Source organism: Acetobacter sp. DmW_125128, from assembly GCF_008704325.1.
Taxonomy (GTDB): Bacteria; Pseudomonadota; Alphaproteobacteria; order Acetobacterales; family Acetobacteraceae; genus Acetobacter; species Acetobacter oryzifermentans.
Genome location: NZ_VHOP01000034.1, coordinates 88844 through 110217 on the forward strand (window position 1 = coordinate 88844; position 21374 = coordinate 110217).

Here is a 21374-nt window from a genome sequence, read left to right on the forward strand (position 1 = left end):
CTCAGATCACCTTCAGGTTCTTGTCGAGTTGTGGCGCGACAACACTGCCTTCATGCAAGGCGGACGGGGGATGCACGACAAGCTGGCTGCCATCTGGCAATCCCTCCAGAATTTCCAGATGATCGCCATAATCCCGGCCGATCTTGACCTTGTGAACCGCGATTTTATTGTCAGCCGTGACAGTTTCAACAGACAGACCATCAGCCTCATAATTGAGGGCTTCTGAGGGCACCATGATGACAGAGGCCGCCCGTGGCAGGTCAAAATGGATTTCCGCATAAAGCCCGGCTGTCAGGCGATTATCGTGGTTATCAATTTCAATCTCGACGGGCAGCATACGGCTTCCCTGTTCCAGCGCGTGCCCAGTTCGCGTCACTGTGCCTTTGAAAGTCTGACCAGGTCGTTCCGGCACCACGATCGAAGCCGGCTCACCCACTTTGACTGTCAGAGCTGCATCCTGGGGAACATGGACACGTACGCGCAACCTGTCGGTGCGGGTGACCACAAACAGGGGACGTGACGTGGCATTATCAGCACTGACCAGATCTCCGGCCTCCACGTTCCTAACGGTGACAACCCCGTCATAAGGGGCGCTCACCGTCGTATAGGCCTGACGCTGCGCGGTTTCAGCCAGCACGGCATCAGCGGCTTTTTGTTCGGACTGCCGGGCATTCTGTGTCAGGCGGTCCACATCGAAATTCTGCTTGCTAACAGCCCCGCCACCGACAAGTCCGCCGGACCGCCGTGCTGTAATCTGGGCCAGAGCCAGATTGGCACGGGCCTGCGCCAGTGTGGCCTGCGCCTGCTCAACGCGATGATCGAGTTCCGGCGCATGGATAATGGCGAGAACCTGTCCGGCCTGCACAGGAGTTCCAATATCCACAAACCGCTTGTCGATATAACCTGAAGCGCGGGCCCCAATGGGTGTTGTCTCAATCCCCACGGTTTCGCCTGGCAGATCCAGCGACAAAGATTGTGTCGAAGCACGCGCGATCATGGTCCGCACATCCGGAACCTGCTGATCGCGTTCTCTGGCCGTTGCCGTGACCGCGTGTGCGCGTTCGACATGGGTATAAACGCCATAACCAACTGCGACGATAACAGCCAGTCCGGCAACAATGCCGGTGGAAAGCCGCCTGCGTTCGTGGCCAGAGTGGGACATGACAGGCTCAGACGACATTCTCATATTCCTCAAGCATGCGGGATTCACGACGGCGCAGGCGGCTATAGAGCCAGGGGACAACAAAAAGCGTGGTGCAGGTGCCAATCATCAGCCCACCGATTACGGCGCGGCCCAGAGGTGCGTTCTGCTCGCCGCCGTCTCCGAGGCCCAGCGACATCGGCAACATACCAATCACCATCGCAAGGGAAGTCATCAAAATTGGTCTCAGACGTTCCCGGCCTGCTTCCATGGCAGCCTCCATGGCGTTCATGCCATGCGCGCGGCTTTCCTTGGCGAAGGTGACAAGCAGGATGGAATTGGCACTCGCCACGCCCACGCTCATGATCGCCCCCATGAGTGAGGGCACGGAGAAGGTTGTCCCCGTGACGAAAAGCATGAGCACGATGCCACACATGGCGCCGGGCAGACCCAGTATGACAACCAGCGGGTCCATGAAAGATTGGAAGTTCACAACCATCAGCAGATAGACAGCAACGGCAGCCACCAGCAGGCCGATTTCAAGGCGCGTGAACGAGGTGTTCATGCTGTCAATCTGCCCTGCCACTTCGATGTTGTTGCCGGGTTTCAGGTCGGCTTTATGCCGGTCCACGATCCGCCCGATATCGCGCGCAATGCTTCCTAGGTCGCGATCCTCGGCGCTGGCGTCGATGTCCAGAACCGGCTGGATGTTGCTGTGTGAAATCACGTCAGGCGCTACCGCGCGCTCGATGGTTGCCACGTTCCTCAGCAGGGTCGGGATCGCGGCCGCCTGCGATGCATTCCCTGCCACCACCAGCTTGCCCAGATCATCAACGGTGTTGACCTGATATTGCGGCGTCTGCACGGCAACCGGGTAAAGCGTTCCCATCTGCGGATCGGGCCAGAAGTTCGGCGTGACGGTGTTGGAGGACGCCTGCGAGACCATGACGCTACGGGCTACGTCGTTCAGAACGAGATTGAGGTCCTGTGCCCGTTCACGGTCGATCGATACGTTCAGGGCAGGTGCTGCAAGCTGCTGATGCAGGTGCACATCCACCAGACCGCGCACATGGCGCATGTCCTCCATGATCTTGCTCATAACGGCACGATTATTGGCCTGATCATACCCCGTAATCCGCACATCAATCTGGGATGTCAGCCCGAAGTTCAAGATCTGTGTCACCATGTCGGCAGGCTGGAAATAAAACACGACATCGGGGAAACGCTTGGCCAGAACTGTGCGCAGGCGGCTGATATACTCCGCTGTCGGGCGATGCTTTTCCTTCAGGGCCACCATGATCTGTCCGTCATTCGGGCCGATGGTCGAGCCATCATCAAAGGGCATGGAATAACGGAAGGGGATGCCAATATCGTCAAGCACCAGTTCGCGCTCATTCTTGGGAACAACTTCGCGAATGGTATCTTCCACTTGATCGAAAATCCGTTCGGTCGTCTCAATTCGCGTGCCCGCAGGCGCACGGACGTGCAGCTTGAACTCTCCGGCATCAATAACCGGGAAAAAGTCCTGCCCCACCTGCGTTGCAAGAAGGACCGCGCCCAGAATAAAGATACCGCCCAGAGCCGGCACTTTCCATGCGCTGTGCAGAAGGCCGGACAGCGTCTTTTCATAACCATTTCGCAGACGCTCAAACCGGGCATCAAATTTCGCGCCGAACCGTTCAAAAATCGTGGGGGGCTTTCCAGCCTCTTCTCGGCGTTTTTTGGCCTGTTCTTCCGAGCGGAGAAGCAGCGCTGCGAAGATCGGCACCAATGTCCGGCTAATAACGTAGGAGGCCAGCATCGCATACACAACGGCCAACGCCATAGGCGTGAACAGGAAGCGTGATGGTCCGGTCAAGAATTCCACAGACACAAACACACAGGAAATAGCCAGCGTGGATACCAGTGTCGGCAGGGCAATACCTGCGGCGCCATCCAGAACGGCTTTGCGCAGTTCAGCCCCGTCATGATGCAGACGGTGGATATTCTCGATCGTGACTGTCGCATCATCGACCAGAATGCCCACAGCCAGTGCGAGGCCACCCAATGTCATGAGATTGAGCGTCTCTCCGGTAACAGAGAGAATGGCGATGGAAGACAGGATAGCGAGTGGGATGGAGACTGCCACAATCAACGTGGAACGCCAGCTTGCCAGAAAGGCGAGGATCATGGCGGCAGTCAGCAAACCGGCAATCACGGCTTCAGACGCCACGCCCTTGATGGCAGCCTTTACAAACAGGGACTGATCGAACAGTTCGTCAATCTTCATGCCCGGAGGCGCTGCGGCGCGTGAGATGGGCAGAACCGTGTCCCGCATGGCGTTCACCACCGCCAGAGTGGACGCGTTCCCGGCTTTCATGATCCGTAGAAGGACCGAACGCTGCCCTTCACGGCGCACCACGTTATGCTGCACTTCCCAGCCATCACGGACCTGTGCCACATCGCGGATGCGGATGATAGCTCCGGTGTTCGGATCTTTGCGTAGTGGAATGTTGTTGAGCTGCTTTGAAAAATACGGGATGCCGTTCATCTGGATATTGTATTGGGACGGTCCAAATTTCACCGTGCCGCCCGGAAGCGTCAGGTTCTGGGCGTTGATGGCGTTGGAGACATCCAGCGGGCTGATTTTCATCGCCTGCAACTTGGTCGGGTCAATATCGACCATGATCTGCCTGATCTTGCCGCCATGCGGCGGGGGCAGGAGCGTGCCGGGGACAGGTGCCATCTGCTGCCGCAGACGATACACGCCATAATCGTACAGTTCGCTTTCCGTCAGCTTGTCAGAGGACAGGGAGAGCTGGAGCACCGCCACGCTGGAGGCGCTGTACTGCATGATAATGGGTGGTTGCACGCCCGGTGGTAGCTGGGCACGGATGGATTGCGTGGCGGCAACGGTCTGCCCAAGAGCAACACCGATATCCACTCCCGGCTGGAAATACAGCTTTTGAAGCACAAGACCGGGTGTGGTCTGGCTTTCGATCGTCCGCAGATTGTTGACAAAAAAGCTGTGAGAAAACTCTGTATAGGTACTAATGCGTTTTTCGGTTTCCGGTGCAGATAGGCCATCATAATACCAGACGACGGTCACGACCGGGATATCGATATTGGGGAAAATATCAGTCGGCGTTCTGAAGATGGCGGAAATGCCAAGAAGAAGAATCAGCAATGCTCCGACGATAAAAGTATAGGGCTTTCGGAGCGCAAGACCAACAATGCCCATATCTTCTGAAAATCCTGCTTTTAACCGGGAGCGCACGCGACCACGATGATTTTGACATCGAGACAGTCAATCATCTTGGAATGTACACTGCACATTTATCGAACAATTAGAGGAGCAGAATATTCATAAGCTCCATATTGAGACTAGTCGGTTTTTTCCGAACATGATTATGAGACAAATTCATCAATGATCTCATGAGGAATGCCTTATCGAGGCACCTCATGAGATTCAAAAAACTATCCCGGTCGTCCTGAAATTACCAAGGGAGATGACCGTCTTCATTCTGGAACGTCCCGGTTGGTCCATCTTTCCCGATCAATGCCAGTTTGATGGCGATACCAGCGGCTTGTTCAGGTTTGCGCGTTGGAGCAACCACAGCGTCTTTCGTTGCATCCGTTGCTGTATATCCAGGGCAGACGGCATTCACCTTGATGTCCTTCTCGGACAACAGTGTCGCATAAGTGAGTGTGAGTGAATTTACAGCCGCCTTTGAAGCCTGATAGGTCGGCAGAACAAAGGCTGAATACTGCCATGCCTTGTCACTCCGAAGACCAAACGAACCCAGTTCCGAGGAGACATTCACGATGGTCGCAAAGGGCGCTTCTTCGAGGAGCGGAATACAGGCATCCATCAAGCGAAGCGTGCCGACGACATTGAGGGCCAAAGTCTGTTCCATACGCTCAACGAGCGTCAGATCCTGGGCAAAATCTAAACCTATACCGGCATTGTTAACCAGAATATCCAAGCGTCCATAGTCACGCTGGATAAGGCCACAGGCTTTCCACACGCTTGCATCGTCTGTCGTATCAAGCTGGACAGCACGGACATCCAGCCCCTCCTGCCTTAAAGCGGCGCTAACCTCATCCCCCTTTTCCAGATTTCGGCTCCCTAAAAGAACCGTTACGCCTTGCCGCGCCAGACCTTCGGCGATTGCAAAACCGATGCCCCTATTTGCACCACTTACCAGAGCTATTTTTTTCTGATTGCTTGATTGAGACATTGTCAGTCTTCCAGAATGTGATCGGATATGAGCAGCAAATTTGCGGCATATCCTGAAGAAGCGAACCCGATCATAAATGAGCGAGAGCCTTGCGGAATCAGGCTGACAACCCGTATAAAACCTCAAGCTAACTTGAGGTCAAGCGTTAAAATGACAGGACAAAAATCATCTGCGACTTTTCTAACAGTCGGGGAAGTCTCGCGTCGTAGTGGCGTTGCCGTGTCGGCTTTACATTTTTACGAAAGTAAAAATCTAATTTCTTCAATCAGAACACAAGGCAACCAAAGGCGATACGCGCGGGATATGCTGCGGCGAATTGCGCTAATTAAAGCCGCGCAATCCCTGGGTATCTCTTTAGCGGATATTACAGCCATATTGGCTGCGTTTCCGCTCACTGACAAAATTTCCGCCAAAGATATTGATCAAATGGTACGGAAATGGTCTGTAATGCTAGATGAGCGCATTGCAGGACTGACAAAACTCCGTAATCATCTTGATAAATGTATCGGATGCGGATGCTTGTCCCGAACCGATTGCCCCTTGGTCAATCCTTCAGACTGTCTTTCCAAGAAGGGTCGCGGCGCGGTCATTCTCTCCTGATCATTGAGTTCATTACATCAGGGATTTCTTCGCATATAACGCGTCTATTTCTTAACTAAAATACGGCGGATCGGGACGATTACATGGCACGCGAAAACTTGAATGATTTGACCGCTCTGGTCGCTGTTGCACGGGTAAAAAGTTTTACAAAAGCTGCCGCGAAATTAGGCGTATCACAATCGGCACTCAGCCATACCATTCGTCTTTTGGAAGAGCGCCTTGACTTGAGATTGCTGACCCGCACGACAAGAAGCGTTACGCCCACAACTGCTGGACAGCAACTGATCAGCGGCATCGCACCACATTTAGACCAAATAGAAAATCAACTGACATCATTAGGAGAATTAAGAAATCAGGAATCTGGAAATCTTCGAATTACAATGCCCGATGATGCTCTGGCTTACGTTGTCCTGCCTAAGATAAAAGAATTCGTCCAAAAATACCCCAAAATCAATGTGGAATTTGTAGCGGATCTTAAACTTATTGATATTTTTTCTGAAGATTTTGATGGAGCAATTCGACTTGGTGAAAATATAACAAAAGAAATGACATCTGTCCCTATCACACCAGATATTCGTTTTGTTGTGGCTGGATCACCTGAATATTTTTCAAAAAATCCCAAACCGAAACACCCAAAGGATTTATTAAATCATAATTGTCTAACCTTACGGCTTCCAACGCATGGTCGCATTTACGCCTGGGAGTTCGAGAAAAAGGGGAAAGACATAACCGTGAAAGTAGAAGGATCTTTAATTTTTAATAGCATTTTTCCTATTCGAGATGCCTGCCTGGAAGGCTTAGGGTTGGCTCATATGCCTGAAATGGTAGCACGAAAATACATTCAGGAAGGACGCCTCCTGCAGGTTTTAGAAGACTGGTGCCCCTACTGGTCCGGGTATCATCTCTGCTTCCCAAGACACCATGAAAATGTTGCTCCACTTTCTCTTTTTATTGACGAAATGCGCCTTCATAAAAGCAACCGTTGAATTTCAAAAATCTCCCCATTTTCAAGATAAAAATGGGGAGATTTTAAAATTAAGGTTCAAATATTATGTTAGATTTTACTTTAATATGGCGACACGCACTATACTCCGCATTTGTAGATGCGGTTTGCCATTAACGCGCTGAGTGACGCCGCTATAAGAATGAGTGCGCTCACACCAAAAGTCGCACGATAGCCACTTCCGTCGAAGAGAATTCCCCCGCAGGTTGCCCCCATGGTAATAGCCAATTGTACGACCGCAACCATAAGCCCACCTCCTGCTTCCGCATCATTGGGAAGCGTTCTCGCCAGCCAGGTCCACCAGCCAACAGGAGCAGATGTCGCAAACAGCCCCCAGATAGTAAGAATGACGGCAGACATCACGATCGATTTACCCAAGCAAAGAAGCCCGACAGCCAGCAACGCCATAATAAATGGAATGATGATAAGAACCGGATAAACGCTGTTCTTCAACAACCCACCAATCAACAGAGTTCCAACAAGACCGGAGACCCCTATCAGCAACAAAATAAACGACAGAGTAGAGACGTTGACGTGAGCAACAATTTCAAGAAATGGTCTTACATAAGTAAACAGACTAAATTGTCCCATAAAGAAAAGACCTGCTCCCGCCATACCAACGGCGACCAAAGGCTTTTTGAGCAACCTGAAAACGTTTGGTGACGCATGGGTCTTGCCGGACGTCATCGGCGGCAGACTTACCAGTTGCCAAAAGAAAACAATAACAGCAACTGGAACAACACAAAAAAATGCTCCACGCCAACCGATCAGACCGCCAAGAAAACTGCCTGCAGGAGCGGCGATAACGGTTGCCAGGGCATTTCCGCCGTTCAGAATGGCCAGAGCCCGTGGAACATGATGTTCTTCGACCAACCGCATGACTGTAGCAGCCGACATCGACCAAAAGCCGCCAATGACCACCCCGATCAAAGCGCGGCCGAGCATGAAGAGGAGATAATTTGGTGCGACGGACACCACACTCCCCGAAACAATCATCACACCAATTAGCCCTAACAGGAGCCTCTTGCGATCGAGCCCTCTGGTCAGGGAAGATATGAACAGGCTCGTCAATACGGCAAAAGCACCAGAAACTGAAATGGCCTGCCCAGCCTGCCCTTCACTGATCTGTAAATCAGCTGCAATCGGGGTCAAGAGACTGACGGGCATAAATTCTGATGCAATGAGAGCGAATGCGCCGAGAGACATGGCGAGCACGCCACTCCACGAGCCAGATCTCGCTTCTGGCTCCACTTCCACATCAGGTGATATGTCAGATACTTCTTTCATTATACCTCAACTGAGCGGCCCACTTTCGGAATATAAAGGCCATTTTTCTGAATTCATCAGTATTTTTAAGTATATTGTGACCAAAGATAATAAATAATTTTAATCACAATAAAAAACTCATCAAGAATGTGCTGAATAAACCAGATGACGTGCCAGAACTAGACCGTATAATATCATGATCAAAATGAGCAGATTTCATGAATTAGACTAAGATCCCGCCCAGCAGCATTCATGAAATATACTCATCTCTATATTCTAAATATCGCCTCTAAACCCAAGCTTTTTACATCGCTATAATGGTTGAGTCAGGTGTACCAGATGAGTGATTCTCAGCGGCAAGATCACAGCGTATTTTGTTTCTACAAAGCTCGGTGAGACCATCCTACTGCGTAAGTCGGTCTGAATGTGTCACCCACGTTACGGGTTTTCGCAAGAGTTTCATCTCCAGACGGGAGAAAGATAAATATGAAAATACGTCTGACATTTGGAGAACAAGTGATCTTTGCTTCGTTGGAAGACACTCCTTCGGGGAGAGATTTTCTCTCTCTTTTGCCAATGACCTTGATGCTTGAAGATTACAATGCGACTGAGAAGATCTGTGACCTTCCCCGGCATTTGTCGAGCGACAAAGCACCCAAAGGATATGCTCCTTCCGCAGGTGACATTACCTATTATACTCCTTGGGGAAATATCGCCATCTTTTATCGTAATTTTGAATATTCATCTGGTCTCATCAAGCTAGGCCAGATTGAAGACAACCTTGAGGGGCTTGCTCTTACCGGTCACATAAAAATGCAGGTGGAAGCTCTTTAAGCAAAATACATAACACCATTGATGTATTAAGGAATGCACGGGGGATCACCATATGAACCAAAAACAGCTTATTTTATCCTACGTCAGAAGAAAATACGATACGATCCCAGACCATCCCTTTCATTACTTTCCTGACTATATCGCACTCCGGCACGAAGATCGCGAGACGTGGTTTGGACTTATCATGAATGTGCCCCGCCAGACACTCAAGCTGAGTGAAGGCAGGAATGTCGATATTCTCGACGTCAAATGCCGCCCAGAAAATATACAGGATTATCTTACGACAGAAGGAATTGTTCCAGCCTATCATATGAACAAATCCCACTGGATCAGTATCCTGCTGGATGGCAGCGTTTCTGATGCTCTCATCAAAAATCTTATCGACGTCAGTTTCAAACTGACGCTCTAGAGATTTTTTCCCATGCACGAGGCTTCAGACAGACTAAAATCGTAGTCTCTGAACACTCTGTCGATTGCTGCGTGGCAACACTCAAACCGCTTAGGATTACCATAAATGATTAAAGATAAAGTCATCATCATCACGGGCGCATCATCGGGGATCGGCGAAGCCACGGCAAAGCTACTGGCCGCAAAAGGGGCAAAAGTTGTCCTCGGTGCGCGCCGGGAAAGCCTGCTAAAACAGATCGTGACCGACATTGAGAAAGCCGGTGGTCAGGCTGCCTATCAGGTTCTGGACGTCACGAAGCCATCTGATAACGAACGCATCGTACAATTTGCCAAGGACACGTTCGGTCGTGTGGATGTCATCTTCCTGAATGCGGGCCTCATGCCCAACTCCCCGGTTTCGGCACTCAAAACCGATGACTGGAACAGGATGGTCGACGTCAACATCAAGGGCGTCCTGAACGGCGTCGCAGCCGTCATGCCGACTTTTCTGGAGCAGAAATCCGGACAGATCATTGCGACGTCATCCGTTGCCGGCATCAAGGCCTATCCGGGATGCGCCGTCTATGGCGGCACGAAATGGTTCGTGCGCAATTTCATGGAAGTGCTGCGTATGGAGTCCGCATCCGCGAACAGCAACATCCGTACCGCAACGCTCTACCCCGCTGCGATCAACACCGAGTTGCTTGATTCCATAACGGACCGTGCCGTGCAGGAACAGATGCAGGGTCTTTACAAGACGTATGGCATCTCGCCTGATCGCGTTGCCGAAGTCGTTGCGTTTGCCATCGACATGCCGGAAGACACCACTGTCAATGAATTCACGGTCGGTCCTGTAAACCAGCCTTGGTAACAGGCAGGCATAGTGTCAGGCTCGCTCCTTTTACGAGCCTGACATTTCCGCTTCGTTTTTCCGGTTTGAAAATATCCGCGCGTTCACGAGAATAATCATCAACGCCGCAGCGATAAAACTCACGGAAAGCAACGGAATACGAGCAGCCCCGAGGCGGTCAAAAACCAGACCTCCAAGCGCGCCTCCACTGAAAATTCCAGTGTTGTAAACTGTCGTCAACATCGCTGTCGCCAGTTCCGCATGAGCACGCCCGGCAATCCGGGCTGTTGCCGATTGCAGGATCGTTGGCAATCCGCCAAATGAGCACCCCCACAAGAAAATCATCACAACTTCGATTGCCGGGGAACGGACCAAAAACAGGGCCAGAAGCGACACCACCGTCAGTGCAGGCGCCGTAACCGCGACACCAAACGGAGATTTGTCAGTCAGTCGCCCTACCGTCGTCACTCCTATCAGGGCGCCACTCCCGAAAAGCAGCAAGGCCTCGGTCGTTCCATGCGTCAAACTCAGCATTCCGGCAAAAGGTGCGATATAGGTGTAAAGAGCATAATGCGCGATGATGCCCAGCAGCGTCACCAGCAACACCTGCCGCATTCCCGGAATACGTGCGGCATGTTTTATGGAAGACGCCTGCTCTTCCTTCAGGCTGGAAACAGACGGAAGAATAACCAGCATCCATGCGACAATGCCGAGCGCCACAGCCGACAGCAACGCGTAACTGACGCGCCAGCCCAACACTCCCCCCATCATGGTCCCGAGAGGCAAGCCCGCGACCATGGCAACCGTGCTCCCCACAAGCGTCATTGCAACGGCCCGCCCGACATTTCTGCCGTCGCTGATCCTGACTGCGAACCCGATCACGACAGGCCATGCAACGCCCGCCGCAAGACCAGCAATGATCCTTGCTGCCACTGTAAGAGCATAAGACGCTGACAGCGCCGTCACACTGTTCGCCAGCGCAAAACAGAAAAGCAGGCCAATCAGGAGAGGTCTACGTGGAAGGCCTCTGGTCAGCGCCACGACTGGAATGGCAGCCGCCGCGGAAGCCAGTGCATAAACAGAGACCAGCAGACCAATCGCAGAGGGCGCGACATCAAGATCCTGCGCCATCGCCGGCAGGACACCCGCCGGCATGGTCTCGGTCACAATCATCAGAAAAGCTGTCGTCGTCAGCGGGAGCAGAGCGCCAATCCGCATTCGACCACCGGGAAAGTCATGATCCAGTCGGGCGTTGGGGGATGTTGTCACACTCTGGTTTTTCCTGAACGAAGGGCCATTACGTAGGGGCTGATGGCTCCTGGATGCTTTGTGCCCTGATAAACTCGGCGAGGACACGGGCTGAGGAAATCGCCCGCGGCCAGCCAATATAGAACGAAAGATGCGTGACAAGTTCGGAAAGTTCGTCCCGCGTCACGCCCATCCTGACGGCTTTTCCAAGATACATCGCCAGAAACTCATTCTGCCCGGAGCCAATCATGGCACTGACAGTCACGAGATTTCGGTCTCTTGGCGTCAGGCCAGGACGCAACCACACGTCTCCATACAGCAGATTGTTCGTAATCTCGACAAGGCCCGGCGCAACCGTCCCGAAACGCTCCTGAAGCAGGGCAACTCGGGCCGCATCCCCCGGAAGCGCCTCATCAACCGACAACAGATCCGGACTCACGGGCGGCAACTGATCCGCTGACACGCCGCGTTGCGCAAAAATCCCCTTCAGGGAAACAACCGCATTAAACGCCGTTGACCACCCCGCATAAAAAGCGACATGCGTGATGAGTTCAGACAGTTCACCTGGTGTCACCCCACTGTCGAGCGCCCTGGTGAAATAATGCGCGAACCCGATTGTCCGCTCCCCAGCCACGAGAGCGGAGACGGTCACGAGACTTCGGTCACGTGCGGAAAGACCGGAGCGCGCCCACAGATCCCGAATGATTGCGGTTTCCGTATAATGCGCCAGAGCAGGAGCCACACCGCGCACATCTTCCAGCGTCAGAGACGGAGTATTGGACATCGTCTTGCTTCCTCCATGACACCGCTCGAAGCGAAAGAGACGATGCTCTTCCGCTGCCGCATACGCGGCATAGCCGAGCGTTCCAAAAGTTACTTGCTCTGTGTTGAACCCGAGACAAAGCGCTGGGTGATTTCTACCACGCGCTGCCCAAGATGTGCCGCTGTGTCGAGATCGCTCTTGATCGGCGTCACATCCGGGGCCTGATCATTGTTGGACTGCGCCATGGCGCCCAACCAACTACCATGGCGATTCAGGTCGTTCACGCTACCAGTACTGGTGCTATTACCTGGCATCAGGCCGAGATTGACCCACGTCATGCCATGCTGGGCAGCGAATAGCGTGAGAGAAACCAATGAGTTGAGTTTGTCGCCATGCTGGGCGCCCGAGTTGGTGAACCCCGCCGCAATCTTGTTAAGCCACTTCTGCTCAAACCACGCAGTTTTGGTGGAAGCTTCCATGAATTCTTTAAATTTCGCGCTGATCGCACCGTTATAGGTCGGCGAACCAAAGATAATCGCGTCACTGGCTTCCAGCGTGTCCCAGGGAATCTCTCCGTCACCGATCGAAATCAACTTCACATCGGCGCCTGCCACGCGACGCGCGCCTTCCGCAACCGCTTCTGCCTGCCTGGCAGTATGGCCGTAACCACTGTGATATACGATAGAAATCAGCATGATAGATAATCCTGCACTATGTTTTTGCCGCAGAGGGCGGGCAAAGAGCGACACTCTTCCGACCAACTCCACACTGGGCCTCGGTAAGTTTATAATGTAGAATTATATGAGCGTGTGGCGAAATATATTCCCATAATATGAGCGTATAATTCTACAATAAGGGTACCATGCACCACCGCCTTGAAAATATATCCGTCTTTGTCGAAGCCGTTGAGGCAGGCGGTTTCTCCCGCGCGGCAGAACGTCTCGGTCTGTCGCGCTCTGCTGTGGGAAAGGCCGTGGCACGACTGGAGGAACGGCTTGACGCCAGGCTCTTCAACCGGACGACGCGCGTTCTCACCCTGACCGAAGAAGGGCAGATTTATTACGATAAATGTCGACGCGCCCTTAAGGAATTACGCTCGGGAGAAGAACAGCTCCACGCGGGTCGTACCGACGTTGCTGGCAAGGTTCGCATGTCGATGCCAATCTTGTTTGGTCGTCATTGTGTCACACCGATTCTTTTGGAACTGGCTCGCCAATATCCCAATCTTGATCTTGATTTGCGCTTCAGCGATCTCCTTGTGGACGTGATAGGAGAAGGTTTTGATCTGGCAATCCGCCAAGGTCCGATCGCAGATGGAAGCGGATTGCGCATTCGAAAAATATGCAGTCAGAATAAAATTGTTTGTGCTGCACCGTCATATTTTTCCGAACGTGCCAAACCTCAAACAATTCATGATCTTGAGATGCACGATGCCCTGGTTTACTGGCGTTCAAACAGGCTTTTTCCGTGGCAGTTAAGGGATCTGGACGGCAATCTACAGAACTGTAAATTAAAGTGGCGTCTTCAGTTCGACAATCTCGAGGCGATTGTCGATGCTGCCGTTGCAGGACTAGGGATTGCGTGGTTGCCTGACTGGCTTATCAGACCTCATCTGAATGATGGTCGCCTTCTCTCTCTCCTGGACGGATTTCCCTCTACTGCTGTTGACACGTTCGCTGTCTGGCCAGAAACGCCAACATTACCCAAACGCCTGCGTGTAATTGTCGATACTTTGGCTGAAAAATTGCCCGGTATCAGTCAAGAAGATCCGATGCCCCACTAATGTAATTGAGTAAAAATGGCCCTGTGTAAGGATGCTTTAAACCATACACAGTTTACTCACACTCATGAGAATACCTCATGACCATGTATATAATGAAAGGGCTAATCCCTGCCTGGGAAAAGGGCTATCTTTTCCCTCATTAGCGCCTTCATCAAGAGCTGATCGATAGACAGAGCTGTTTCAACGGATAATGGGCGGCCCAAATAGTTACCTGAAAGGTCGCTTCAGGCTCCTGTCATTCGAAAACAGAAAAGAATTTACAGCGGTAACGAGGCGCGACCACACACGGAAGGATTGACCATGCACTATACATATCTTGGTCGGACAGGTCTGAAAGTCAGTAAGTTCTGTCTGGGCACCATGAATTTCGGTATGGTTACGGATGAGCCAACGGCTTTCACCATCATGGACACTGCGCTGGACTCCGGGATCAATTTCTTCGACACCGCCGACGTTTACGGTGGGCCACAAACACCGGACATGGCACAGGGTTTTGGCACATCCGAAGAGATCATCGGCAACTGGCTCTCAAAAGATACAAGTCGCCGGAACCAGATCGTCCTGTCCACCAAGGTGTACCAGCCGATGGGTCTGGGTCCGAACGACAAATATCTGTCAGCCTATCACATCAGAAAGGCCTGTGAGGACAGCCTGCGACGCCTCAAGACAGATCATATCGATCTGTATCAGATGCACCACATCGATCACCGGACGCCCTGGGAAGAAATCTGGCAGGCAATGGAACTGCTCGTTCAGCAGGGCAAAGTAATTTACGTCGGCAGCAGCAATTTCGGCGGCTGGCACATTGCCACCGCACAGGCCGCGGCCAAGGCCCGGAACTTCATGGGGCTGGTCTCGGAACAGAGCCTGTACAACCTGACCGCCCGCATGATCGAACTTGAGGTCATTCCCTCCTGTCGGCACCATGGTCTCGGCATCATCCCGTGGAGCCCACTTGGCGGCGGTCTGCTCGGTGGCGTTCTGGGCAAAGAAAGCGGGACGCGCAGAGCCAGCAAACTCAAGGAAATCGAGAAATACCGACCACAGCTTGAAGCCTATGAATCCCTCTGCGCGGAACTTGGCGAACAGCCCGCTGACGTCGCACTGGCCTGGCTGCTCCACAACCCTGTCGTGACAGCCCCAATCGTCGGCCCCCGCACGCAGGAGCAGTTGGCAAGCAGTCTTAAAGCACTGGACGTTAGTCTCTCTCCAGACACATTGAAGCGTCTGGATGAAATCTGGCCCGGCCCCGGCGGTGAAGCACCCGAAGCTTACGCCTGGTAACAACCGGCCCTCTTCCAACTGCTACTTCCCCCTGACACCAGCACGCCTGCCTGTGTCAGGGGGATCATACCCTTTTATAGACTTCTCGATGCGGCATCGAGCTGATCGAATTCTTCATCCGAAAGCGTGATCGCAGCCGCAGCAACGTTCTCTTCCAGATGGCTGACACGGCTAGTTCCCGGAATGGGCAACATCACGGGACTACGCTTGAGGAGCCATGCCAATGCGATCTGACCCGGTGTCGCAGCATGTGTTCTTGCAATGCTATCGACAATCCCGCCCGGCTTTGCCAGTTCGCCGGCCGCCAGAGGAAACCAGGGCATAAAACCGATGCCATTGGCTTCACAGTATTCCAGCACATCTTCGTCCGCACGGTCGGTCAGATTGTACCGGTTCTGAACAGTAGCGACCGGGAATATCTTTCTGGCAGCCTCAATCTCCGCGACCGATACCTGACTCAGCCCGGCATACCGGATGAAGCCCTGATCGATAAAGGAGCGAATGGTCTCAAACTGTCCCTCTGCGGGAAGTTTAGGATCAATCCTGTGAAGCTGCCAGAGATCGATCCGTTCAACCTTCAGCCGCCGAAGGCTCAGACGAACAGCCTGCCCGAGATAGTTTGGGTCCCCGACCTGCGGCCATTGTCCTTCCGTCCGGCCAGGACGAACCAGACCGCCTTTCGTCGCAATGGTCAGGCCCCTGTAAGGCGCCAGAGCCTCGGCAATCAGATCCTCGCTGACGAAAGGGCCATAGCTGTCCGCGGTGTCGATGAAATTGACACCGATTTCCGGCAGGCGGCGCAAGACGCGCAGGGTCTCTTCCCGATCTTCAGGCTCTCCCCACACACCCGGTCCGGTAAGGCGCATTGCACCAAACCCTAGACGATGAACGGAAATTTCTCCGCCTAGCAGGAACTCTCCGGAAAGACTGGCATTAATTCGTGTCATGTCGGCATCCTTCATCACGCATTCGGCACCTGCACTCGGGCATCATAACACTCGTTTCTTTCAATCCCCGAGAAATTCAACGAGTTTTCAAAATAACCGGACTGCTGCTGGCAGGAACGGTCTGCTCCCTGAGTTTTTTCACATCCGGCTTCATCACGGGAGACTGCCGGTTTCCCCACGAGGATCGGATAAAAGTCAGCACATCTGCGATTTCCCCGTCGGAGAGCTGCTCGCGATATGACGGCATTCGGTAGGAATCCGGCACACCGGCCGCGACGACACGGCCAGACCCGTTGAGTGTGACGTTGATGGAAGAGGAACTGTCCGGCACCAGAGACGAAGCTGCTCCTGCCAGCGGAGGAACCCACTGCCCCTGCCCGCGCCCATCCGTGCCATGACAGAAACTGCACTTTGCCATATAGGTCTGCGCGCCCGGGATACCCTGCCGTCCGGCGGGTTGGACAACCGCAGCCTGTGTCGGCTCATACTGCCACGGCGTTCCGTCATGTTGCGCGTTGCCAGGCAGAGACTTGAGATAATGCGCAACTGCCCGCAGATCATCATCCGAGAAAACTGCGTCGAGTTGTTGAAAGCCTCCGTCATGGAGCCGAACACGACGGCATGTTCGTTCCGGCCGGTCTTGAGAAAACGGAAGATATCGTCCTCGCTCCACCGACCCAGACCCGTGTTGGCATCGTTGCGCAGGCTGGGCGCAAACCAGCCATCAATCAGAGCGCCGGAGACAAAGGCCGCACTATGACTGTCTGTCCCCTTTTCGTTGAAGGCCAGACTTCGCGGCGTATGACAGGCCCCGCAGTGCCCCGCCCCTTCAACAAGATAGGCCCCCCGGTTCCATTGGGCATCTTTCGACGTGTCCGGGCGATAAACGTCTGACGGGGCAAAAACCACATTCCAGAAAGCCAGAGGCCAGCGCATGTTCAGCGGCCAGGGGATCGTGCTTTCACGGTTTTCCTGATGAACGGCTGGGACGCCCTTCATGAAATAGGCATAAAGCGCTTTGACATCATCGTCAGAAAGCTTGGCATAGGACGGATAGGGCATGGCCGGATAAAGACGGTGCCCATCCTTTGCTACGCCGGAACGAAGCGCCCTGTCGAAATCCGCCAGCGTATAGGCACCGATCCCCGTCTCACGGTCAGGCGTGATGTTCGTGGCGAAGATTGCGCCCATCGGCGTCACCATCTTTAGGCCCCCGGTATAGGCTGCCCCACCCGGCACACTGTGACAGGCGACGCAATCCGTCAGACGGGACACATACTCCCCTCGTGCCACGAGTTGCGCCGACGGCTCCCCCTGAGAACCGGTTTTCTCAAAGGACGACGCAGGGAGACGGGTCACGAACCATGCCGTTCCCGCAGCCAGAACAGCCGACGCAGGGATCACGACTGCGAAAATTTTCTTCAGGCGGTTAGTCATGTTCAGTTCCGCACTCTTTCTGCTGCACGCGGGACGTGCCAGACGACGATCAAAGTCTCAGCTTGCAAAGTCATGACGTGACAGCGGCATGCTTCGGATACGCCGCCCGGTCAGGGTCGAAACCGCGTTCGCCACCGCGGGTGGGATGGCAGGCAGCGGTGGCTCCCCGACGCCACCCATCTTCTCGCCACTCTCGACAATTTTCACATGCACACGAGGCATCTGATTCAAAGCGAGAATTGGGTAGCCATCATAGTTCCGCGCACGCGGCATACCGTTCTCGTAAACAGTCTCTTCAAGAAGCACCTGAGACAGTCCGAGAGCTATGGCTCCATTGACCTGCGCTTCCACAATCGCGGGGTTCACGACCTTTCCAGGGTCGATGGTTTCCCAGACCTCGTGCACCCTGACACGCCCGTTTTCGAGCGACACTTCCGCAATCGCCGCAGCTTCAGACCCGAAAGGTGACGCCATGCCAATCCCGCGCGCGCGGCGTGAACCATCTGCAGCCGTAAACGGGCCACGCTTCCAGCCACCGGACAGATCTGCGACCGCCCTGAGCAAAGTCGTCAGGCGCCTGTTGTCCCGGAGCAGGTGCAACCGAAGCTCGTAGGGGTCCTGATGTCCCTTGTCCGCAAGTTCGTCCAGAAATGTTTCATAAAGAAAATCATTCATGGAATTCCCGACGGAACGCCAGTATCCCAGCGTCGCCGGATTTCTGACGAACAACTGGGCGATCCGACGGTCGGGAATATCGTAGGCCTTGTTGGTCAGTCCTTCGAGGGCTGTCGGGTCAAGGTCTTTTCCACGTTTCGTTCCGAGACCTTCCGTGGCTCCTTCGGTGGCGCTGACGACGTCAAGCGCAACAGGACGACCAGTCGCATCAAGCCCCGCACGGAACCGCACGGCCGCCATGGGGCGCAGGGCATCACGCAGGAACTCTTCCTCACGGGTCCAGATCAGCTTGATGGGCCGACCCGTCGCTTTGGCGAGCGCAATAGCCTGCGGATAGGGGCTACCATGGTCGTAAAGGAAATGACGTCCAAAAAACCCACCCAGTAATGGCGAATGAATCGTGATCTTTTCGGCATCCATCCCGGTGCGTCTGGCCATATCGGCACGGAACATGTCGGGCGCCTGATTGGGGAGCCAGATGTCGAGTGTTCCATCGGAATTATACCGTGCCAGTGCGGAAGGAGGCTCAAGCTGCCCGTGGTTCACGTACTGGCTGAAATACGTTGCCTCGACGACTGTATGGGCGTTTTTCAGCCCACGGGTCACATCACCTTTGGTTTCCGCGTTCTCTTCTTTCCCGGATACTGTCGCAAGATGTTTCCTGAACTCTTCCGTCGAAAAATCCACTGGCATCACACGAATGTCTGAGGCTGCCCCCGGTTCAGCCTCGACCCAGTTCACCAGCAGAGCTTCAACCCCGCGTTTGGCATGCCACCACCGCTCGGCCACGACCGCCACCGCCCCCAGCAGACGATGAACGGAGTGAACACCCTTCATCTGGCGCACCTGTTCTTCGTTGCGGATGGAACCAACCGTCATGCCAAGACGCGGCGCGTGCTGGACCGCTGCGTGCAGCATGCCATCAACCCGCACATCAATTGCGTAGTCGACCTTGCCTGTCGATTTCTCGTAGATATCCAGCCGCTTGACCGATTTGCCGATCCAGCGGAACTGCGACGGATCTCTCAGCTTTACGCTGGCCGGATCAGGCACCGGGAGATCCATGGCCACATGCGCCAGTTCTCCATAATTGACCGTTCGGCCCGATGCGACATGAACGACCTGTCCCGGCTGAGTGGTCAGCTCTGACACGGGAACACCCAGATGCTGCGCCCCGGCCTGAAGCAGCATCTCACGTCCGAGCGCACCGAGACGCCGCATGGCCGGATAGCCGTTCCGCACCGACATGCTCCCGCCCGTGATGCGCATACCGCTATCCATCACAGCGTATTCATCCCCTGCCGGGGCATTTTCAACAAGGAAAGTCGAAGGGTCCGCGTCCAGTTCCTCGCCGACGATCTGCGCCATGGCAGTAAACGTTCCCTGGCCGCCTTCAATGAAGGGGCTTTGCAGGCGCACTGTATTATCCGGACGGATTTCCAGGAAGGCTGGGACCTGTGTTCCCCGATATTTTGGTCCCTTCGCGGCCTGGGCACGCGCCTGTCGGGTCGGCAGGCCGAAACCCAGCACGAATGCGCCCGTTGCTGCCCCTGCCGATGTCAGCATAAAGCGCCGTCTGGACAGATTGACCGGACCCTGCTGCATCAGGGGAGCATCATCAAAAAGACCGTTCACCATTCTTACGCTCCCCCGTCCGTTGAACTGGACGCCAGATCATGAATAGCGGCACGAATGGCGTTATAGGTTCCGCAGCGGCAGAGATTGACCATCGCTGCGTCGATATCGGCATCCGTGGGGTGGGGAACCTGCCTGAGCAGTGAGGTCGCAGCCATGACCTGCCCGGACTGGCAGTAACCACACTGCGGCACCTGATGTTTCACCCATGCAGCAACCACACGCTTGCCAAGATCATCCTGCTCGATCGCCTCGATGGTCGTGATCGACGCTCCTGCCACTTTTTCAACAGGTGTCACGCAGGACCGCACGGCCTGTCCGTCGACCAGCACAGTGCAGGCCCCACACTGCGCCAGCCCACAGCCATACTTGGTGCCCGTCATCGCAAGGTCGTCGCGCAGAGCCCAGAGCAAGGGAGTATCAGGTTCGACATCCACATGGTGCTGAATACCGTTGATGTTCAACTCCATGTAAACCTCCCATTATTGATTTTGTACAAAATCATTATGAATGGTGACGTAATTCACCAATCCAGATTTTTGTTTTCAGTCCATTCAACGGCGTGAACTCTTATGTTATTATTTTTCAAAATAGAAAATTAGCCCTAATTTAATGCATATAATCATGAGCGCAGCACATAAATGTATAACGATTTGAAGCTGTAAAACTTAAGGAATTCTATGTCTTCCCAAGAACTGGGCTTTGAATTGAAGTGAAGTCTGTGCCCTGAAAACTGACAGTAAAAAAATACCCAGGATCATGTCATCGGGATCCTGAAGGGGATCAGGCATGTTCTGCGGGTACATATTTATGCCGCAGGCTCAGGACCAGAGATACAATGTTTATACGTGGCAATCAAAATACGACGGAATAGTGGAATGACCGCTTAACGTTTTCTGTGAAGAGCTTGCTAGCGGTCTGATCACTGGAGACACTGACGGCAAAACACTCGCAGCACCCGGTGTGCACCGAGAAGCTATGATCTGTGCTCCCCGGGTAAAACGTATTCGCCATTCACTCACCGGTTGACCCGCTTCTTAAGTGGCTTCTCGTGCCTATTCTAGGTTGGCTCCAGAACTCACGCAGACGTGAAAACCGACAAAAATGCGCCTGATTACCTTTCCGACTGTTTCCTATGTGCATCCTGCGCGTGGATTTTAGGCACGAAAAAACCCGCCGATGAAGGCGGGTTTTAATTTGTGATATCAATCACTTAATTCGTGGTTGCGGGGATAGGATTTGAACCTATGACCTTCAGGTTATGAGCCTGACGAGCTACCGGGCTGCTCCACCCCGCGGTT

18 protein-coding genes, 1 tRNA gene and 1 pseudogene are annotated in these 21374 nt (G+C 53.7%); 7 read left to right on the forward strand and 13 right to left on the reverse strand.

The annotated features are described in order from the left end of the window. Nucleotide 1: 1 nt before the first annotated feature. The 3 genes from FKW19_RS10675 to FKW19_RS10685 all read right to left on the reverse strand — a co-directional run bounded on the left by FKW19_RS10675 (nt 2) and on the right by FKW19_RS10685 (nt 5361). Nucleotides 2-1180, reverse strand: coding sequence for an efflux RND transporter periplasmic adaptor subunit (locus tag FKW19_RS10675; protein WP_089179189.1), 1179 nt, complete (start codon nt 1178-1180; stop codon nt 2-4). Continuing rightward, a complete protein-coding gene (locus FKW19_RS10680; protein ID WP_089179190.1) occupies nt 1170-4361 on the reverse strand; it encodes an efflux RND transporter permease subunit in 3192 nt (1063 codons plus the stop codon). The genes FKW19_RS10675 and FKW19_RS10680 overlap by 11 nt, the downstream gene beginning before the upstream one ends. A gap of 256 nt (nt 4362-4617) precedes the next feature. Beyond that, nucleotides 4618-5361 carry an SDR family NAD(P)-dependent oxidoreductase gene (locus tag FKW19_RS10685; protein ID WP_089179191.1) on the reverse strand — a complete coding sequence of 248 codons (744 nt, stop codon included), beginning with the start codon at nt 5359-5361 and terminating at the stop codon, nt 4618-4620. Between the two features lie 150 nt (nt 5362-5511). On the opposite strand from FKW19_RS10685, the gene soxR reads away from it, so the two are divergent. Next, nucleotides 5512-5961 (forward strand): redox-sensitive transcriptional activator SoxR, encoded by a 450-nt coding sequence (gene soxR / locus FKW19_RS10690; RefSeq protein WP_089179936.1) that lies wholly within the window; start codon nt 5512-5514, stop codon nt 5959-5961. A gap of 83 nt (nt 5962-6044) precedes the next feature. Further along, nucleotides 6045-6947: a LysR family transcriptional regulator gene (locus FKW19_RS10695; RefSeq protein WP_089179192.1), complete on the forward strand. Its 903-nt coding sequence runs from the start codon at nt 6045-6047 to the stop codon at nt 6945-6947. Nucleotides 6948-7045: 98 nt separating this feature from the next. On the opposite strand, the gene FKW19_RS10700 is transcribed toward FKW19_RS10695, so the two are convergent. After that, nucleotides 7046-8251, reverse strand: coding sequence for an MFS transporter (locus FKW19_RS10700; RefSeq protein ID WP_089179193.1), 1206 nt, complete (start codon nt 8249-8251; stop codon nt 7046-7048). Between the two features lie 465 nt (nt 8252-8716). On the opposite strand from FKW19_RS10700, the gene FKW19_RS10705 reads away from it, so the two are divergent. The 3 genes from FKW19_RS10705 (at nt 8717) to FKW19_RS10715 (ending at nt 10322) form a co-directional block, all read left to right on the forward strand. Then, nucleotides 8717-9064 carry a cyclophilin-like fold protein gene (locus tag FKW19_RS10705; RefSeq protein ID WP_089179194.1) on the forward strand — a complete coding sequence of 116 codons (348 nt, stop codon included), beginning with the start codon at nt 8717-8719 and terminating at the stop codon, nt 9062-9064. A 52-nt stretch (nt 9065-9116) separates the two neighbouring features. Next, nucleotides 9117-9473: an MmcQ/YjbR family DNA-binding protein gene (locus tag FKW19_RS10710; RefSeq protein WP_089179195.1), complete on the forward strand. Its 357-nt coding sequence runs from the start codon at nt 9117-9119 to the stop codon at nt 9471-9473. A gap of 105 nt (nt 9474-9578) precedes the next feature. Beyond that, nucleotides 9579-10322 carry an SDR family oxidoreductase gene (locus FKW19_RS10715; RefSeq protein ID WP_089179196.1) on the forward strand — a complete coding sequence of 248 codons (744 nt, stop codon included), beginning with the start codon at nt 9579-9581 and terminating at the stop codon, nt 10320-10322. Between the two features lie 30 nt (nt 10323-10352). Here the strand turns inward: FKW19_RS10715 and FKW19_RS10720 are convergent, their stop codons facing one another. From FKW19_RS10720 to FKW19_RS10730, 3 genes are all read right to left on the reverse strand, one after another. Then, nucleotides 10353-11570, reverse strand: a complete 1218-nt coding sequence (locus tag FKW19_RS10720) for an MFS transporter (protein ID WP_123809141.1) — start codon at nt 11568-11570, stop codon at nt 10353-10355. A gap of 28 nt (nt 11571-11598) precedes the next feature. Then, a complete protein-coding gene (locus FKW19_RS10725; protein ID WP_089179198.1) occupies nt 11599-12333 on the reverse strand; it encodes a carboxymuconolactone decarboxylase family protein in 735 nt (244 codons plus the stop codon). Nucleotides 12334-12422: 89 nt separating this feature from the next. After that, nucleotides 12423-13007, reverse strand: coding sequence for a flavodoxin family protein (locus tag FKW19_RS10730; RefSeq protein WP_089179199.1), 585 nt, complete (start codon nt 13005-13007; stop codon nt 12423-12425). Between the two features lie 167 nt (nt 13008-13174). Between FKW19_RS10730 and FKW19_RS10735 the strand changes: the two genes are divergently transcribed. Beyond that, nucleotides 13175-14095 (forward strand): LysR family transcriptional regulator, encoded by a 921-nt coding sequence (locus FKW19_RS10735; protein ID WP_089179200.1) that lies wholly within the window; start codon nt 13175-13177, stop codon nt 14093-14095. A gap of 300 nt (nt 14096-14395) precedes the next feature. Then, on the forward strand, nt 14396-15379 hold the full coding sequence (locus FKW19_RS10740; protein WP_089179201.1) for an aldo/keto reductase: 984 nt from the start codon (nt 14396-14398) through the stop codon (nt 15377-15379). Between the two features lie 74 nt (nt 15380-15453). On the opposite strand, the gene FKW19_RS10745 is transcribed toward FKW19_RS10740, so the two are convergent. The 6 genes and pseudogenes from FKW19_RS10745 to FKW19_RS10765 all read right to left on the reverse strand — a co-directional run bounded on the left by FKW19_RS10745 (nt 15454) and on the right by FKW19_RS10765 (nt 21371). Further along, nucleotides 15454-16341 (reverse strand): aldo/keto reductase, encoded by an 888-nt coding sequence (locus tag FKW19_RS10745; protein ID WP_089179202.1) that lies wholly within the window; start codon nt 16339-16341, stop codon nt 15454-15456. Between the two features lie 61 nt (nt 16342-16402). Then, nucleotides 16403-16744: a cytochrome c gene (locus FKW19_RS15735; RefSeq protein WP_238331351.1), complete on the reverse strand. Its 342-nt coding sequence runs from the start codon at nt 16742-16744 to the stop codon at nt 16403-16405. A gap of 641 nt (nt 16745-17385) precedes the next feature. Then, nucleotides 17386-17763 (reverse strand): annotated as a pseudogene (locus FKW19_RS15740) (cytochrome c); the annotation flags it as partial. A gap of 57 nt (nt 17764-17820) precedes the next feature. Continuing rightward, on the reverse strand, nt 17821-20076 hold the full coding sequence (locus FKW19_RS10755; RefSeq protein ID WP_089179203.1) for a xanthine dehydrogenase family protein molybdopterin-binding subunit: 2256 nt from the start codon (nt 20074-20076) through the stop codon (nt 17821-17823). Nucleotides 20077-20078: 2 nt separating this feature from the next. Continuing rightward, nucleotides 20079-20543 carry a (2Fe-2S)-binding protein gene (locus FKW19_RS10760; RefSeq protein ID WP_089179204.1) on the reverse strand — a complete coding sequence of 155 codons (465 nt, stop codon included), beginning with the start codon at nt 20541-20543 and terminating at the stop codon, nt 20079-20081. Between the two features lie 751 nt (nt 20544-21294). Then, nucleotides 21295-21371 (reverse strand) — tRNA-Met (locus tag FKW19_RS10765). Nucleotides 21372-21374 lie beyond the last annotated feature (3 nt).